11 protein-coding genes are annotated in these 17,333 nt (G+C 49.7%); 5 read left to right on the top strand and 6 right to left on the bottom strand.

Annotation, left to right across the window (positions count from 1 at the left end; translation table 11 throughout):
- The first annotated feature begins 128 nt into the window (after nt 1–128).
- Nucleotides 129–728: an acyl carrier protein phosphodiesterase gene (locus tag DC20_RS17895; RefSeq protein WP_062545079.1), complete on the top strand. Its 600-nt coding sequence runs from the start codon at nt 129–131 to the stop codon at nt 726–728.
- 324 nt (nt 729–1,052) lie between these two features.
- Here the strand turns inward: DC20_RS17895 and DC20_RS17900 are convergent, their stop codons facing one another.
- The 4 genes from DC20_RS17900 to DC20_RS17915 form a co-directional block, all read right to left on the bottom strand.
- Complete coding sequence (locus DC20_RS17900) at nt 1,053–1,565, bottom strand: FKBP-type peptidyl-prolyl cis-trans isomerase (RefSeq protein WP_062545080.1); 513 nt, start codon at nt 1,563–1,565, stop codon at nt 1,053–1,055.
- A 186-nt stretch (nt 1,566–1,751) separates the two neighbouring features.
- The gene (locus tag DC20_RS17905) at nt 1,752–3,713 is read right to left on the bottom strand and encodes an AAA domain-containing protein (RefSeq protein ID WP_062545081.1); all 1,962 of its coding nucleotides are present in this window, start codon (nt 3,711–3,713) and stop codon (nt 1,752–1,754) included.
- A 102-nt stretch (nt 3,714–3,815) separates the two neighbouring features.
- Nucleotides 3,816–4,181, bottom strand: coding sequence for a hypothetical protein (locus DC20_RS17910; protein ID WP_062545082.1), 366 nt, complete (start codon nt 4,179–4,181; stop codon nt 3,816–3,818).
- On the bottom strand, nt 4,178–4,993 hold the full coding sequence (locus DC20_RS17915; protein WP_062545083.1) for a hypothetical protein: 816 nt from the start codon (nt 4,991–4,993) through the stop codon (nt 4,178–4,180). The genes DC20_RS17910 and DC20_RS17915 overlap by 4 nt, the downstream gene beginning before the upstream one ends.
- A 499-nt stretch (nt 4,994–5,492) precedes the next feature.
- On the opposite strand from DC20_RS17915, the gene glgX reads away from it, so the two are divergent.
- The 4 genes from glgX to DC20_RS17935 all read left to right on the top strand — a co-directional run bounded on the left by glgX (nt 5,493) and on the right by DC20_RS17935 (nt 15,128).
- Nucleotides 5,493–7,640, top strand: a complete 2,148-nt coding sequence (glgX, locus tag DC20_RS17920) for a glycogen debranching protein GlgX (protein WP_062545084.1) — start codon at nt 5,493–5,495, stop codon at nt 7,638–7,640.
- The gene (treZ, locus tag DC20_RS17925; protein ID WP_062545085.1) at nt 7,633–9,471 is read left to right on the top strand and encodes a malto-oligosyltrehalose trehalohydrolase; all 1,839 of its coding nucleotides are present in this window, start codon (nt 7,633–7,635) and stop codon (nt 9,469–9,471) included. The genes glgX and treZ overlap by 8 nt, the downstream gene beginning before the upstream one ends.
- 738 nt (nt 9,472–10,209) lie before the next feature.
- On the top strand, nt 10,210–14,442 hold the full coding sequence (treY, locus tag DC20_RS17930; RefSeq protein WP_062545086.1) for a malto-oligosyltrehalose synthase: 4,233 nt from the start codon (nt 10,210–10,212) through the stop codon (nt 14,440–14,442).
- A 149-nt stretch (nt 14,443–14,591) separates the two neighbouring features.
- Nucleotides 14,592–15,128 (top strand): DUF2911 domain-containing protein, encoded by a 537-nt coding sequence (locus tag DC20_RS17935; protein ID WP_062545087.1) that lies wholly within the window; start codon nt 14,592–14,594, stop codon nt 15,126–15,128.
- 246 nt (nt 15,129–15,374) lie between these two features.
- Here the strand turns inward: DC20_RS17935 and DC20_RS17940 are convergent, their stop codons facing one another.
- Nucleotides 15,375–15,602 (bottom strand): hypothetical protein, encoded by a 228-nt coding sequence (locus tag DC20_RS17940; protein WP_062545088.1) that lies wholly within the window; start codon nt 15,600–15,602, stop codon nt 15,375–15,377.
- Nucleotides 15,603–15,946: 344 nt separating this feature from the next.
- Nucleotides 15,947–16,903 carry a calcium/sodium antiporter gene (locus tag DC20_RS17945; protein WP_062545089.1) on the bottom strand — a complete coding sequence of 319 codons (957 nt, stop codon included), beginning with the start codon at nt 16,901–16,903 and terminating at the stop codon, nt 15,947–15,949.
- Between the last annotated feature and the right edge of the window lie 430 nt (nt 16,904–17,333).

A 17,333-nucleotide genomic window follows, 5' to 3' on the forward strand; every position in this document is an offset into this window, starting at 1 on the left:
TAAGATTAGGTCAATTATCGCTTTAAAGAAATACGGGCAGCCGCCTTTAAGGGTTCCTTTTAGGGCAGGCAAGGGTACGCACGTACCTTCATAACCAGAATCCGTACCTATGGTTTAAACATTAACCCTTGAACTACCTTGCCCATTTATTTCTTTCTGGTGACGATGAAGACCTGCGCCTGGGAAACTTCATTGCCGACAGTGTGCGAGGGGCCCAGATTCTGGTCTTTCCGGCAAGGGTGCAGCAGGGTATAAAACTGCACCGCCTCATTGACGCCTACACAGACACGCACCCCATTGTACATCAGACGAAAGAACGCTTACGTCCTAAATTCAGAAAATACGCCGGTGTAGTAGCCGATGTGTATTATGACCATTTTCTGGCTTCCAACTTTCACCTCTACAGTCCGCAGCCCTTGAAAACATTTGCTGCCGAGGCATACAGCCAAATACAGCGGGACCCTAAACTTCTTCCGGAACGTGTGATGCATTTTCTCCCCTACATGGTGAACCAGAACTGGCTTGTATCTTATGCCCAAATCTCTGGGATTACAAGAGCCTTAACCGGACTCAGTAGACGCACTACATTTGATTCTGGAATGGAAAGAGCAGGGGAGGAATTGGAGTTGAACTATCCTTTTTACCAAAAAGAGTTTGAGCAGTTCTTCCCGGAATTGCAGGCGTATGTGACCCAGCAGATTAGTTTGATCACCTTTTCAGAAAAGTAGCCACTAAATTACCCAGTGACGTTCTTCTGAATTAAAGTATGTAAGAAGGATGAAGTTATTGGCTCATGGAGGTTACCAACTTTCTTCTTCATAGGTTTTAGCTTAATACTTGAACCATGAATCTAATGTGAATGGATTAGGCCTGCTCTAGAATAGTGATGTTCGTTAGAGTAAACTCTGTTGGCCTTCTGAATACAAGTGGTTTGGATACATTTTTTAAAATAGTGCTCCAAAATAGCAAAGGCCGTCTTTCACAAGACGGCCTTTGCTTGTTATAACTGGGCATGATGGAGTGAATTCCCAATGTCCCGTATCTTAACTCTCTTAGTGGTGGTGTCCGCCGGCACCGTGTACGTGGCCGTGGGAGATTTCTTCCTGGGTGGCTTCGCGTACGTCAATCACTTTGCCTTCAAAGTGCATGTCCATACCGGCAAGCGGGTGGTTGAAGTCCATTAGTACGTGGTCTTCCTCTACGCTCACAATTCGGCCTTGCATGTGGTTGCCTTCATTGTCTGACATAGGTATGTAGTTACCCACCTGTACCATTTCCTCGTCAATTTTACCTTCTACCTCAAAAACGGTTTTAGGTACCGGTACAATGGCAGATTCGTCCAGGTCGCCATAGCCTTCATCAGAAGCCACAGTGAACTTGAATGACTCACCGGCCGATTTGCCTTCCAGTTCCTGCTCAAACTTCTCAGGCAAACCGCTCACACCAAACAAAAAGACCATTGGGTTTTCCTCGTCTGCGGTCTCAACCAGCGTGTTTTCGCCTTCTTCGTCGGTAACGCGTAGCTCGTAGGTGAGCGACACCACTTTGTTCTCTTCGATTTTCATTTGGTGATATCTTTATGAGGTTGATAATGTAAAGGTATAGATTCATTGGGAAGTACCATGCCTTCTCTGAAGATACCGTAGAAGTACCTGCCCGTGTAGGTCCAGGAGCGGTAAAAGAAAGAGGCATTATAGACAAAGCAACAGCTGGTCTATAATGCCTCTAACGAAGCTCAGGGGGCAAAGGATTTATTCAGCCTCTGGCGAGAGTAGCTCCCAGGCACTTCTATAAGATCCAATGCTCTCAGCATAAGCCAGAAATTGGCTGTAAAAGGTGTGCTGGCCCAGGGTGGCGCTGTCGCCCACAATCACCATCTTTTTCTTCGCACGGGTCATGGCTACGTTCATTCTTCTCACGTCAGACAGGAAACCAATTTCTCCCTCAGGGTTGCTTCGCACCATACTGATGTACATGATGTCGCGTTCCTGCCCCTGGAAAGAATCTACCGTACCCACTGAAAGCTGACGCTTTGCATGTAGGGCCGCTAACTTAGGCTCATGCTCTATTTGGTCATTAAGATAGTTAATCTGGGCCCGGTACGGGGCAATGATTCCAATTCGGAGAGGTCTTTCCTGATCACCTTCTGATTCTTCCGGTTCATACGGCGTGAGCAGGTTAACCAAATGCTTGATAAGCACATCGGCTTCCTCAGGGTTGGCGGTACTGCTGCCTTCGCCCATGGTCTGGTCATTGAAACCGCAGCCGGCCGTGTCAATGAACTCTACCACCAAACCTGGTTCAAACGCCGGAAAAGCATCAGACAAAGTAGCCGTACGCACACTTTCATCGGCCTGCAGTTCACCCCTGTAGAACTGCCCGTTAGAGAAGCCCATGATGTGCTCGTGCATGCGGTATTGGGTGGTGAGCATTACCGCACTCTCAGGTTGGCGCTCAATGCATTTTTCAAATAAGGTGCGGGACAGACCTCCGCGCTCCGCGGCAATGGATTTCACTGTTGGCGGCAGTTGGCAATGGTCACCGGCCAGCACCACCCGGTTGGCCCGGGTGATTGGAATCCAGCAGGCAGGTTCCAGGGCTTGGGCGGCTTCGTCGATGAACACCGTATCATACAACATGTGCCGGATAGCCCGGTTAGCAGAGCCTACCAGCGTACAGGTAATCACCTGAACATGATCCAGCAGATCTTCAGTGATATAATCCTCAATATCGTCAGCTTGGGAGAGAATGCGCTTGCTTTCTTCTTTCATGAATTGTCGCTGCTGGCGTTCTTCATGACCAAAGTTTCGCTTGTACTGGCCTGCCATGGCTTTGTATTCCTGGGCCGTTTTCCGAAGCTTTTTCAGTTGCTTGTAATCACGGTGGTGCATAATTTGGGAATCAAGGGTGTGCTCCAGCAACACCTCAGAAACCCTAGACGGATTACCAATCCGGATCACGTTTACGCCCTGCTCGGCAAGTTTCTCAGTAAGTAAGTCTACGGCCGTGTTGCTGGGTGCAGTGACCAACAGCTTTTTCTCACCTAATTTCAAGGTCTGCAGAATAGCCTGTACCAGCGTGGTGGTTTTTCCGGTGCCCGGAGGTCCGTGTATGATGGCCACGTCTTTGGCTTGTACTATGTTTTTGACCGCCGCATTTTGAGAGTCGTTCAAGGAAGCGATAGGAGAGAACTCCTTCTCCCGTCTAAAGATGGCAGGTTCTGCTCCCAGGATGATGTTGCGCAGTTGGGCCAGGCGGCTTTTCTCTGCTTCCATCACTTTCATGAGGGCAAACTCCATTTCGCGGTAGCTTACCTCGTCAAAGGTAAGTTCTACGCCGAGGCGCGAGCCACCTTCAATCCAGTCAGGCAGGTCTTCTTTGGAGGTGGCCAACCGTAGTTTGTTGCGTTTCACTTCCAGTACTACGCCGTTCAACGTGCCGCCTTCCCCGTTGGTAAACAAAGCCGCCGAGGAACCAGCTTGGAACATGTGCAGTTGGTCTCTTCCGGAGGTACGCTCCAGCTCCACCACCACTTTGTTCCCGAAGCCTACTTCCTGCTTGATCACGTTCACCGGGTACCAGCAAATACCCAAACGCTTGCGCTCAGTGATGCTGGTCTGGGCGTTTTTAAGTTGATATTGTTTGCGGTCTTCGTCCTGCTCCAGTTTAAGCAGGGCCCGCACGTCTAAGAGTTCGTTTAAGATTTTGTCCATTTGTGTGGTAAGACGCTAGATACCGGAATTTAGATACTGGATTTTATGATAAACTTCTAGAATCAGTATCTCTAACTTGTAGCATCTATATACTAGAGTATTTTAAGCGAAAAAAGAATGTCCGCAGTCGCGGCATTTGAACACGGTAGTGCCAGCATAGATAACCTTTTTCCACCATGATAAATTCCCCTCCGGCCATACATAAACAGAGCCGCAAACCGGGCAGGTTTGGGGCTCTATACTGATTTTAGCTTGTTTTTGGGAAAACTCGTCCAAAACGGGTTGCGCGGTGGGCAGGTCTTGTTCCTGAACCTGCAACTGGTAATACAACCCGTCCCCGAAGGGGAGACTAGGGGGGCCGCAGGTCTTTACCAGTGATACCACGCCCACCTGGGTTAAGGCATGGTAAAGACCTATGGCTTCGGTGTAGGTAAGGTATTTTGCGGCGGGCACCAGTCGCTCGCTCATGCTTTCACGCGGTTGCTGGTGCGGCCCTCAGATACCTTATTTCTAAGTTTAATGATATAGCCTACCAGCACTAGGGAAAGCATAGCAAAGAAAGCGGCAATGGCGTCATGGTCAAACTTGGCATCTTTTGAGTCCTGCAATTGCTCCTCCAGATCTCTTATCTGGCGGTCTTTTTTCTTGAGCAGGTTCTGGGCGTTCGTCACCGAAGCCCTCATTTCATAGATGTTGTCTGTAATTACCCGTTTGTCACCTTTTACCTGGTTGTTCAGTCTTTTTGATTCAGCTTCCAGTTCTGCCGCACGTTTAGCCACGCTCCGGCGGGTTTCCAGGTTGGCCTGCTCAACCGCCTGGATGATCTGCTCATCTTTCTGCAAAACCTCTTTCAAGGCTTCCACTACCAGTAAAAGGTCTTCTTTAGAAGCTTTCCCCCAGAAGTTGTTGCCCTGGGTTTTAAGGTAATCATACTTCAGTACCAACTGCTCCCGCTCCGTGATCAGGCGGTCAACCTTAGTAAGTCTTTGCGTGACCGCAGAAGGTTTGGCGGCTTTGGTGGTGTCTTTAACAGAAGGCTGAGATTTAGCCGGGGAAGGAGTAGTGGCCGTAGTGCTTTGCTTGGCGACTGGTGCCGTGGTCTGAGGAGTCTGCTTTTTGATGACCGCATTCACTTTGGCGCCCAGACTGTTGGGGTCCTGCTTCTTAGCAGGAGCCGTAGTGGAGCTACTGGCCGGGGGAGTTGCCAGTGTCTGGGCAGCCAACGTACCAGCCGGCACTAACAAACTTATGGCGATCAGGGCGGAGTTTACAAACTTCATAAATAGGGTACTCATTTTAAAAACACATGCAAAGCTCAATTAAGCACTTGCCAAACATCTTGTTTTTGACACGGTACGGTAAAAATACGCCAAAAACAACAGATAGCTTACATCAATTCTTCTAGTTTCTTTAAATAAGCGATACGATCAAATGCAAGCAGGAAACGCAACAGCCAGGAAACAGTTGCCAGCGCTCGCCCTTACTTTAAATTAAGCGTTGGTTTCTTCTTTACCACTATTTTACATATAAAAAATACCACAAGCAAGAGCAGTGTTTTGGTCCTCTTTTCCTGTAAGTACCTTGTAAAGAAGTCAATTAATCCGGTGCCTATACCATCTACTGCTTTAAGCATTCTAAAGGTTGCCGCCGGTATATCTTTACTTATTCATTTTTTAATATTCATGGGGCACTTAGTTAGACCTAAGCACCAGAATTCCGTAGACGGTACCCGAGGAAAATAAAACACTTATAACTCTACCTGTACCTGATATACTTACTATGCACATTATTACCCATCCAGGTAAACCTTTCCCTTTAGGCGCCACCTGGGACGGAACCGGCGTCAATTTTGCCCTTTATGCCCACAATGCCATTGGTGTAGAACTTTGTCTCTTTGATTCACCTGAGTCTGACGTGGAATCTGCCAGGTTCAAAATGGAAGAGCGAACCTATGAAGTCTGGCATACCTATGTGCCTGAACTAAAGCCGGGCCAACTTTACGGCTACCGCGTGTACGGTGAATACTCCCCGGAAGAAGGGCACCGCTTCAACCCGAATAAATTATTGATTGACCCCTACGCCAAAGCCATTGCCGGAACCATTAACTGGCATGAGTCTTTATTCGGGTACAAGTTTGGCCATGAAGGTGAAGACCTTAGCTTCAGTGATTTAGACAGTGCTCCCTATATTCCCAAATCTGTCGTGATTGATCCCAGCTTTGATTGGGGAGATGACAAGTCGCCTAATTTGCCGTACCATAAGTCTATTATCTATGAAGCGCACGTCAAAGGCTTCACAAAACAGCACCCAGACATTCCGGAAGAGATAAGGGGAACTTACGCGGGTATCGCGCACCCAATCACCATACAGTACCTGTTGGATTTGGGTATCACTGCCATTGAACTTCTTCCCGTACACCATTTCATCACCGATTGGCACCTGCAGGAGAAAGGCCTCACCAATTATTGGGGCTACAACACCATTGGGTTCTTTGCCCCAGACGTGCGGTACTCCAGCAGTGGGGTTCTGGGCCAGCAGGTAACAGAATTTAAAAACATGGTGAAAGCCCTGCACAAGGCTGGTATTGAAGTCATTCTGGATGTGGTGTACAACCATACCGGTGAAGGAAATGAAAAAGGGCCTACCTTGTCCTTCAAAGGGGTAGACAATGCCTCGTACTACCGCCTGGTGGAAGATAACAAACGGTATTATATGGACTATACCGGCACCGGGAACACCCTCAACGCTAACCTTCCCAGCGTACTCCGGCTCATCATGGACAGTTTGCGGTACTGGATCACCGAAATGCACGTGGATGGTTTCCGGTTTGACCTTGCTTCTGCGCTGGCCCGTGAACTGCACGGCGTTGATAAACTGAGTTCCTTCTTTGATATCATTCACCAGGACCCTATCATCTCCCAGGTAAAACTGATTGCCGAGCCATGGGACGTTGGTGAAGGAGGGTACCAGGTAGGAAACTTCCCGCCCGGCTGGACTGAGTGGAACGGCATGTACCGAGACTGTATGCGTGATTTCTGGCGCGGAGAAGACAGCATGCTGGCCGAGTTCGCGAACCGTTTTACCGGTTCTTCAGACCTGTACTATGATGATTACCGCAGGCCTACCGCCAGTATCAACTTCATAACAGCGCATGACGGCTTTACCCTTAATGACCTGGTGTCTTACAACGAGAAGCACAACGAGGCAAACGGCGAAGACAGCAAAGACGGAGATGACCACAACCGATCATGGAACTGCGGGGTGGAAGGCCCAACGGAGGACCGCTGGGTTATTGACCTTAGAAACCGGCAGAAGCGCAATTTCTTAACCACTATGTTTTTATCACAAGGAGTGCCTATGCTGGTGGCGGGTGATGAATTGAGCCGCACCCAGCACGGGAACAATAACGCCTATTGCCAAGACAATGAAATCTCCTGGATTGATTGGGAGGGAGCAGATACAAGCTTGCAGGAATTCACCAAGAAGCTCATCCACTTCCGGAAAAACCACCCGGTTTTCCGCCGCCGCCGTTGGTTCCAGGGGCGGGCCATCAAAGGGCACGGCGTAGAAGATATTGCCTGGTTTTTACCTAACGGAGAAGAAATGTCTTACGAGCATTGGGAGCAGGACCACGCCAAATCCTTGGGCGTCTACTTAAACGGGCGGGGCGTGCATTCCCGTGGGCCGAAAGGTGAAGTGGTATTAGATGATTCTTTCTACGTGATCTTCAATGCCTACCATGACTCGCTTGTGTTTCATGCCCCTAATGGGAAATATGGCAAAGAATGGACAGTTGCCATAGACACCTTCCGTGATGTGGTGGAACCAGAAGAACCCATCACGTATAAAGCGGGAGAAGCTTTCCATGTAGAAGGCCGGTCAGTGGTAGTATTAAAAAACCCTATTTTTCATAACCCAAATGAATAAAATAGATGTGACCAAAAGAACCCTAGGGGTATCCTTTACCACTACTGGCCATGCTGATGTGTTAGTATGGGCCCCTAAGGCAGATCAGGTGGAACTCTGCCTGAATGAAGGCAACACCATCATTCCTTTGCGCAAAGGCGAGTTTGGCTACTGGCACGAAACCACCGACCAGCTCGCCCCCGGTGATACCTATAAATTCCGGATAAACGAAGAGCAGGAATTCCCAGATCCGGCATCCATTTCCCAGCCTCAAAGCGTGCATGGCCCATCTCAGGCTCTGGATGTACTGAAGTTCAACTGGACCGATGATACCTGGAACAACCTGCCTTTAGAGGATTACGTGCTCTATGAACTGCACACTGGCACCTTCTCAGAAGACGGCACCTTCGCCGGACTGGAAGAAAAGCTGGATTACCTCAAAGAACTTGGGGTAAACGCCATTGAGATCATGCCCGTGGCGCAGTTTCCCGGAGACCGCAACTGGGGCTATGACTGTGTGTTCCCCTTCGCGGTACAAGATTCTTACGGCGGACCAAAAGCCCTACAGCACTTGGTCAACACCTGTCATCAGAAAGGCCTGGCCGTAGTGCTGGACGTAGTCTACAATCACTTAGGCCCTGAAGGAAATTACCTGGGCGTCTATGGCCATTACTTCACAGACAAGTACAACACCCCCTGGGGACCGGCCCTCAACTTTGATGATGCTTGGTGCGATGGTGTGCGCCGCTATTTCACCGAGAACCTTTTGATGTGGTTCCGGGACTTCCACATTGATGCCGTCCGTATGGATGCCGTGCACGCGATCAAAGACTTCAGCCCGGTGCATATACTGCGTGAGATGAAGCAGCACGTGAATGAACTAATGGAAGCCACCGGTCGCAAACATTACATGATTGTGGAACTGGACCTGAATGACACCCGCTTCATTAACCCGCTGGAGGAGCAGGGCTTCGGGATGGATGCCCAGTGGGTAGACGAGTTCCACCACGCCCTGCGCGTAACCATGACCGGCGAGAGCACCGGCTACTACTCAGACTTCAGCGGCATTGCGCACCTGTCCAAAGCCTATGAAGATGCCTATGTGTATGACGGGCAGTTCTCTCCGCACCGGAACAAAACCTTCGGCATCAAAGCTGAGCACAACCCAGGCAAACAGTTCATTGTCTTCACCCAAAACCACGACCAGGTAGGAAACCGCATGCTGGGTGAGCGTCTGGGTGAACTTGTGAGTTTTGAAATGCAGAAACTAGCCGCGGCCAGCGTGATCTTCAGTCCGTACCTGCCCATGCTCTGGATGGGAGAAGAGTACGCTGAAACCAACCGCTTCCAGTACTTCGTGAGCCACACCGACCCAGATCTAGCAGAAGCCGTACGCAAGGGTCGCAAAGCCGAGTTCGCTGCCTTCCACGCTCAAGGCGAAGCGCCAGACCCGATGGACGAGGAAACTTTCCAGAACTCTAAGCTGCAGTGGGATCTGGTACAGCAAGGACAGCACCAAACCATGTTCCGGTACTACCAGACACTTCTGCGCCTGCGCCGCGAATTGCCTGCTTTGAAGCACCTGGACCGCAACACCCTGGAAGTATCCTGTGACGAGGCCAGAAATACCTTGACCCTGCGCCGCTGGCACGGTGACCAGCAAATCATCTGCCTGATGAACTTCTCTGCCTCACCACAACCCATGAAGCTCCCCATCGGAGGCAAAACCTGGAACGTACTCCTTGATTCCGCCTCACCAGAATGGAATGGTCCTCAAGCCGCTGAAGCCTCGACAACAGGTGGAGCAGAAGTGACTGTACAACCTGAAAGTGTAGTGGTTTACCAAGCATAAGTTAATTAGAAAAGCATTAGGGGGCTGTTTTATAAAAACAGCCCCCTAATGCTTTCTTCTTTTACCTTACTTCAGGTTTGCTTCTAATACCATACTTCAAGTTTGAGCGAAGCGGTAACTTGGAGTAGAAATACGGCCAGTTTGTAACTGGCGAAACACAGTTTCTGATTACGCTCCACGCCAGTTACAAACTGGCACCATAGCCAGCCACAAGTTACCGCTTCGCTCAAACTTGCGGCATATATAGATTTTAGAATGGTATAACAGAATCCGCTGGCGCGAGCTTCCAGCTCGTGTCCGCACGCATATCTGAGTTAAAATTGGTTGAAGCATTTCATTTAAAGATTTTAGGTTAAAACCTTTACTCACTCCAGTTTTGCAGAAGGCTCTGTATTCCAGCAACAGAAGATCAGCAATGCGTCCGGACACGAGCCGGAGACTCGCGCCAGCGATAAAAAAGATGTTGTGGTAATCCCATGTAGTTGCCTTTACAGTTAAGTTAGAAGCCCATCAACCATCACAATCTTAATTGGGTAAACATCCATCAAACCCACTTCTCAAGGGTAAATCTTCTTCCAAAAGAAAGGAATAAACAAAGCCAGAAATTTATATAACATTTTCTAGGCTATTTTCCGTAAAACCGGCCAAAACCGACGTACACACAAGAATCTAAAAATAGGAGGCAGCGGGAATCATTTCTGGAGTCTTTCCCCATCTTCATACCTACAAAATACAACTATGCATAACCCTGTCGCGACGTATCGTTTGCAGTTTCACAAGGAGTTCACCTTTTCAGACTTCGAGCGCGTTATCACCTATCTACAGAAACTAGGGGTAAGCACCATCTACGCTTCGCCCATCTTTGAAGCCACACCGGGCAGTACCCACGGCTATGACGGGGTGAATCCGCACCGCGTGAACCCGGAGATAGGCACCGAGGAGCAGCTGAAAACCGTAAGCGGCAACCTGAAGGAGAACGGCATCAACTGGCTGCAGGACATTGTGCCCAATCACATGGCCTATCACCCCAACAACCCATGGCTCATGGATGTGCTGGAGAAAGGAAAATTGAGCCAGTACCACAAGTTCTTTGACATTGGGTGGACCAGCACGCTCTACAACGGACGGGTGATGGTACCCTTTTTAGGGGCGAAATTGGAAGAAGTGGTGCAAAACGGCGAGTTGCAGATAGCCTTTGATGAGGAGCAGATGCGTCTGGTGCTGAAGTACTATAACAGTGCCTACCCGCTGAGTCCGCGCTCGTATGAGACGTTGCTACGGGAAGAAGGCGGCACCAACCAAGCGATTGAACAGCTGCTGGAGAAACTGGACGAAGTGCACAATGCCGAAGAGCCAATTTCCTACTCCCTCAAATGGGACGAGTTCCGGCAGCAGTTAACGGCTTTAATGAAGAATGACGTGGTAAAAGCTTCTGTAGAGAAGGATTTGCAGTCGTTCAACTCAGACAAAGACCGCTTGCTGCAGCTCGCACAGGAGCAGGTATATCAACTTTGCCACTGGCAGGAAACCGATTACCAGATCAACTTCCGGCGGTTCTTCACCGTGAACGGACTGATCTGCCTCAAAATACAGGACCCTGAGGTGTTTGACACCTACCACCAATTCATTAAGCAACTGCAGGACGAGGGTGTGTTCCAGGGCCTCCGCATTGACCACGTAGACGGCCTGTATGACCCTACCGGCTACCTGCAACAATTGCGCGAGTTGGCTGGGGAGGAGACCTACATTGTGGTTGAGAAAATTCTGGAGCCAGGTGAGGAACTGCCGCAGAACTGGCCTATTCAGGGTAGTAGCGGGTATGATTTCCTTTCTTTGGTGAACAACTTGTTTACTTATAAACCCGGCGAAGAAGGTTTTAACGCGCTGTACCATCAACTAGTAGGCGAAGGCGCCGAAGTACAGGAGCAGATCCACGAGAAGAAAGCCTACATCCTGAACGAGCACATGGGCGGCGAGCTGGAGAACCTGTACCAACTGTTCCTGCACCAGCGCCTGGTAGACGAGGAAGTGCTAAGCAGCGTGGAGCCGCAAACTTTGAAAGCTGCCATTGGTGAGTTCCTGGTTCAGTGCCCGGTGTATCGCTACTACGGAAACCAGATGCCGCTGGACGGCGAAGAAGCCGAAGCGGTGCAGCTGATTTTCAACCGGATTCGGGAAAGTAAGCCCGAAATGGCCGGAGCCGTGGAGTTGCTGGAAAGAACCCTGTTAGGCGTTGCGCCGGAAGGAGAGGACGATACTTACCAGGACCGCGCCCTTAAATTTTACCAACGCCTCATGCAGTTCAGTGGTCCGCTCATGGCCAAAGGGGTGGAAGACACCATCATGTACACCTATAACCGCTTCATCGGGCACAACGAGGTGGGCGATGCGCCGGAAGCCTTCGGGATGACCGCTGAGGAATTCCATAAGGCCATGCTGGAGCGTAAGGAGAAGTGGCCGCTGGCCATCAACGGCACCTCCACGCATGACACTAAACGCGGTGAAGACGTGCGGGCGCGCCTGAATGTGCTCACCGAATTGCCGGAGGAATGGACCGCCGCCGTACAGGAGTGGCGCGAACTAAACAAAGACCTGAAGCAGAACGACGCCCCCAGCGTCAACGACGAATACCTCATCTATCAAACCTTGCTGGGTGCGTTCCCGATGCCGGGGCAAGACGAAGATGATTTTGAAAACCGCGTGCAGGAGTATTTGCAAAAAGCCTTACGCGAAGCCAAAGTAAACTCCAACTGGACCACGCCTAATGAAGCCTACGAATCTGCGACCAAAGCCTTTGCTTTGAAACTGCTGGACAAGAACCGTCCGTTTTGGGCCAGTTTTGAGAAATTCAGGGCCAAAACCACAGACTTCGGAATTGTGAACTCCCTGAGCCAGGTGCTTTTGAAGTTTACCACGCCCGGCATTCCGGATGTGTACCAGGGCACCGAGCTGTGGGACTTCAGTTTGGTGGACCCAGACAACCGCCGTCCGGTAGACTACGAAAAGCGGCAAGCATGGCTGGAGGAACTCAACGATTATGACCTGAACAAGCAGGATGTCTTATGGGAGAACCTCTGGGAGAATCGCTACGACGCACGCATCAAATTGTGGCTCACCCGTACGCTCTTCACCGAACGCAAAAACAACGCGGACCTCTTCGCCAAAGGCGAGTACCTGCCGCTGACCGTAGAAGGCGAACACAAAGACCACGTGCTGGCTTTCGTACGGAAACACCTGCAAACCTGGTACGTAGTAGCCGTGCCGCTGCACCTGGCCGCGCTGGCTAAAGCACAAGGTGTGGAAACGCTGCAGGACATCGACTGGAAAGACACCAAAGTTATTATTCCGGAAGAGGCGCCTAAAGACTGGCAGGACACGCTCATCCGGAGTACCGGCAACTATGCCCATGAACTCAGCGTAGCCGATCTGTTTGGGATTTTCCCGCTGGCTATGCTTAAGCTGCGAGCGCAGAACGAACGAGGAGCGGGTATTCTGTTGCATATTACGTCTTTGCCCTCGGCCTTTGGCATTGGCGACATGGGGCCAGAAGCCCGTAAATTCGCGGATTTCCTGCACGCCAGTAATCAAAAGTACTGGCAGTTGCTGCCGCTTAACCCTATTGAATCGGGGCAGGGCTACTCCCCGTACAGCTCCATCTCCAGCCGAGCCGGGAACCCGTTGCTCATCAGTCCGGTAGTGTTGGCCCGCGAAGGGTTGCTGGAAGAAGACGAACTGCAGCAGTACCATTTGCCGCAGACCGGGAACGTAGATTATGTGGAAGCCCAGCGTGTGAAAGACGAATTGCTGGAGAAGGCCTGGCAGACGTTTAAAACCGGCGATTTTCCTACGCTGCAGCAGCAGTTTATTGATTACGTGGGCTCAGAGGCAAGTTGGCTCAATGACTTCGCGGTGTTTGTGCTGCTCAAAGAAAAGCACGAGGGCAGCGCCTGGTTCCAGTGGCCTGAGGAGTTCAAGCACCGCCACGCTGAGGGCATGGAACGACTGATAAGTCAAAACGCCGAGGCGCTGGAGAAAATTAAATGGGTGCAGTTCATCTTCAACAAACAGTGGAAGCGCCTGCGCACGTATTGCAACAACCGCGGCATCCAGATGTTCGGGGACATGCCGTTCTACATCAGCTATGACAGCGTAGATGTGTGGGCCAACCGCGACATCTTTGCCGTGGACTCTGAAGGCACCATGACCGGTGTGGCCGGCGTACCACCCGATGATTTCTCTGAAGACGGGCAGCTCTGGGGCATGCCGGTGTTCAAGTGGGACGTGCTCAAAGAACAGGATTACGCCTGGTGGATTGGCCGTCTGCGCAAGAACATGGAGCTGTATGACCTGGTGCGGCTGGACCACTTTAGGGCCTTTGCCGATTACTGGGAAGTACCCGCAGGGGAAACCACTGCCAAAAAGGGCGAATGGAAACTGGGGCCAGGCGCCGATTTCTTCACCTTCGTGGAGAAGGAAATGGGCAGCCTGCCGTTCATCGCCGAGGACCTGGGCGAGATCAACGACCTGGTGCTGAAACTGCGCGATGATTACAACCTGCCGGGCATGAAGATCCTGCAGTTTGCCTGGGGTGACGAGATGCCGCAGAATGCGTACATGCCGCACAACTACGCCCGAAACTTCATTGCCTACACCGGTACCCATGACAACAATACCACCTTGGGTTGGTACCGCAATGAAGGCAAGGAGTTCCACCAGCAGATTGAGCATTACGTGGGCCGCTCCCTGGGAGAAGATGATATTTGGTGGGTTTTCGCCCGACTAGCTTATGCCTCGGTGGCGAAAACAGCCATCCTGCCGTTGCAAGACGTGCTGGGCATTGACGAACTCGGCCGCATGAACACCCCTGGTAAAGGCGAAGGCAACTGGGGCTGGCGCCTTATGCCCGGCCAGATCAACAAGGATACTGAGAACATATTGAGGGAATGGACTAAGTTATATAATAGAGACTAAGCACTAGTCCTACTTAATAGGAAAGAGAAAGCCATGGGAGGTAAACTTATTTGGCTTTCTCTTTATGGTGCAGATTGCAATAATCTTTAAACATTTCGTTTAGAAGTAAAAACCTGTAATTTTAGAGGTGTAACTAACAAAATTCAACTATGAATTCTCAAAAGAAAAACTTCTTAGTACTAACAGTTCTTTTCCTGTTAGCCATGACATCTTCGGTGTTTGCCCAGGATGCTCCTAAACCGAAAGCGAGTCCGGCGCAAACGGCTACTGGGAAAGTGGGTGCCGCCAACATTTCTATTGCTTACAGCAGCCCGTCGGTGAAAGGACGGAAGGTGTGGGGAGAGCTGGTGCCGTATGGCAAAGCCTGGAGAGCGGGTGCGAACGAAGCCACAACCTTCACCACAGACAAAGACATCATGGTACAAGGCAAAGCCCTGAAGGCGGGCAAGTACAGCTTGTTTATGGTACCAGGTGAGAAAGAATGGCAGATCATCTTCAACTCGCAAACGGGCCAATGGGGAACCAACCGCCAGGGAGCCAACTTTGATCCAGCCAACAACGTGTTAACGGTAAATGTGACGCCTAAGAAAGCAGCCAAAATGAATGAGGCTTTGGCTTACAACATAACCCCTAAAGGTTTCTCCTTACTATGGGAGAACCTGGAAGTTCCGGTTGCTATCAAATAGTTAAAGATAGGAACCAGAACTGTTCCTGAAAAGAGAGAAGCTGTTTCAAGCTTGTTTTACAGAAAGCAAGCTTGAAACAGCCTCTCTTTTTTATATGTAATTACAGCAAGTCAGTTGTAAAGAATGTTTCGTAGCCATGCTCCTTTAGTAATCAACTACTGAAATGTGTCTAGTAACTTGCGCTAAAAGCAAAAGCCATAGAGTCATCTATGGCTTTTGCTTTTACTATCCTGTGCAGCCGGATGCCTACCTGTTCTCAGGCTCGTCTGTTCTGCTTTTCAAATCATCCTCATCCTTGCGGGAGAGGAACCCTTCATGGCCGGTATTCCCTGAAGAACCAGCATCATAAGTAGAAGAAGAAACGCTGTTTCTCAGTTCTTCGGAGTCTGGGTTGTAGGTGGCGTGCGGATCTGCTTCGCTTTTCTTACCCTGGGTTGGATTTGGGTCTTGCTCTTTTTTATTATTCTCTTCCATGGTCTACGTCTGTTTAGTGGGTGTTCCCCTAAAAGGGTTCTCTTTTTACGTGGAGGCAAGACAGTAGTTGAGCAACTCATGGAATAACCATAGAAGCCGGAAAATAAAAGAGGTTAATAGAAGCCACCTTTTCTTAGTAGCTCTAACAACCTTTTTCTTGAATAATTGGAGTGGTATTTCTACATCACTCTACAAAGCAATTGTCTCTCCATCTAGAGGAATGATCAGTTTTGGGGACTGATTTTCAACTCCTCCGTTTTCTGCCGAAGAGAGGTTCTAGTGTTGTGGTGTGGTAATAGGCCAAGGCATTCATATCGATGTAGACGGTGCTTTTTGATGTATCCTTATTCTTGGTTGATTAGGAGGATGAGATACGCTATGTACATTGAAAAGAGGATTGTGCCTTCCCAACGCACTAATTGACGGCCCCGTCCGGTGAAGATGAAAAGGAACAGCAGCATGCCAGCTCCAAGATTCACCGCGATGTCTAAAAACGTACCGGTTCTCACGGGCAGTGGGTTCGCCAGGGTAGATAAACCCAATATGAAGAAGATGTTGAAGATATTGGAACCTACAATGTTCCCTATGGCAAGGTCTACGTTTCTTTTCCTGACGGCTACCAAAGAAGTAGCCAGTTCAGGCAGCGAAGTTCCCACCGATACCACGGTAAGGCCAATGATGCGTTCTGATAACCCGAAGAGCTGCGCAATATTAACTGCACTGGTTACAATCAGTCGGCCCCCAATAATAAGACCTGCCAAACCCAGCAACATAAACAAAGTGGCTTTCAGATATGTGTAGTTGTAGGTTTGAACATGTTCTTCCGGGGAGCTTTTCCTGGCAAGCTTTAGGTTGTACACCAAAAATATCGCGAAGAAGAGCAGCAGCATCAGCCCTTCAGACCGTGAAATGGAATTATAGGGAGCCCTGTCAAGCCAAACATCATTGGCCATAATGAGCATGGCCAGAGCCGCCAGCAAACTCAGGGGTATTTCAAGCCAGGTAGTGTTGGTTTTTACTTCTAACGGGTAGATGATGGAACAAAGCCCCAACGTTGCCAGCACATTGAAGATGTTGCTTCCTAACACGTTTCCCAGCACCATCTCAGTGTTGTTATTGTAAGCGGCAAACAGGTTGACCACTAATTCCGGTGCCGAAGACCCGAACGCCACAATGGTTAACCCGATCACGATGTTGGGAATACCCAGTTTACAAGCCAGCGCCGAGGCACCATCCACCAGTTTGTCAGCGCCAATAATGAGCGTCACAAATCCCGCCAAAAGGATTAACATGTTGACCATCCTCAGCTGTTTTAATTCAACCTGCTACTGGATAAGAAGCTTACTGCTTGCTAGATGCATAAGGTACGTAGAAGTTCTGGTACATCCTTCTGATTACTAATTTATTGTACTCGCATGATAATGTGTTTTGCTCAATATTCAAGAAAGGTCTTTGTTCAACAGCTTATGAAAAGGCTTTATAAGGAGTTGAAGAAGGTGCCATGGAATTCAGGGGAGAGGATTACTTAATTTAAGAGAAAGCATTATCTCTGCCGTTCACAGTTTTAACGTGAGAAAGGTTTACCGCCTGTTTTTCAAAAAACACCTAAGATTCAGGTTGCCTTATAAGCCATCTCAAGCAGCAGTTTAAGACTGGTGGGGTAAATTTCTATTTGGGGCGTTGATGTAGATAACTTTAATGCGAGGGTATAAAAAAGAATCAGCCCTACAC

The sequence above is a fragment of the Rufibacter tibetensis genome (assembly GCF_001310085.1).
GTDB lineage: Bacteria > Bacteroidota > Bacteroidia > Cytophagales > Hymenobacteraceae > Nibribacter > Nibribacter tibetensis.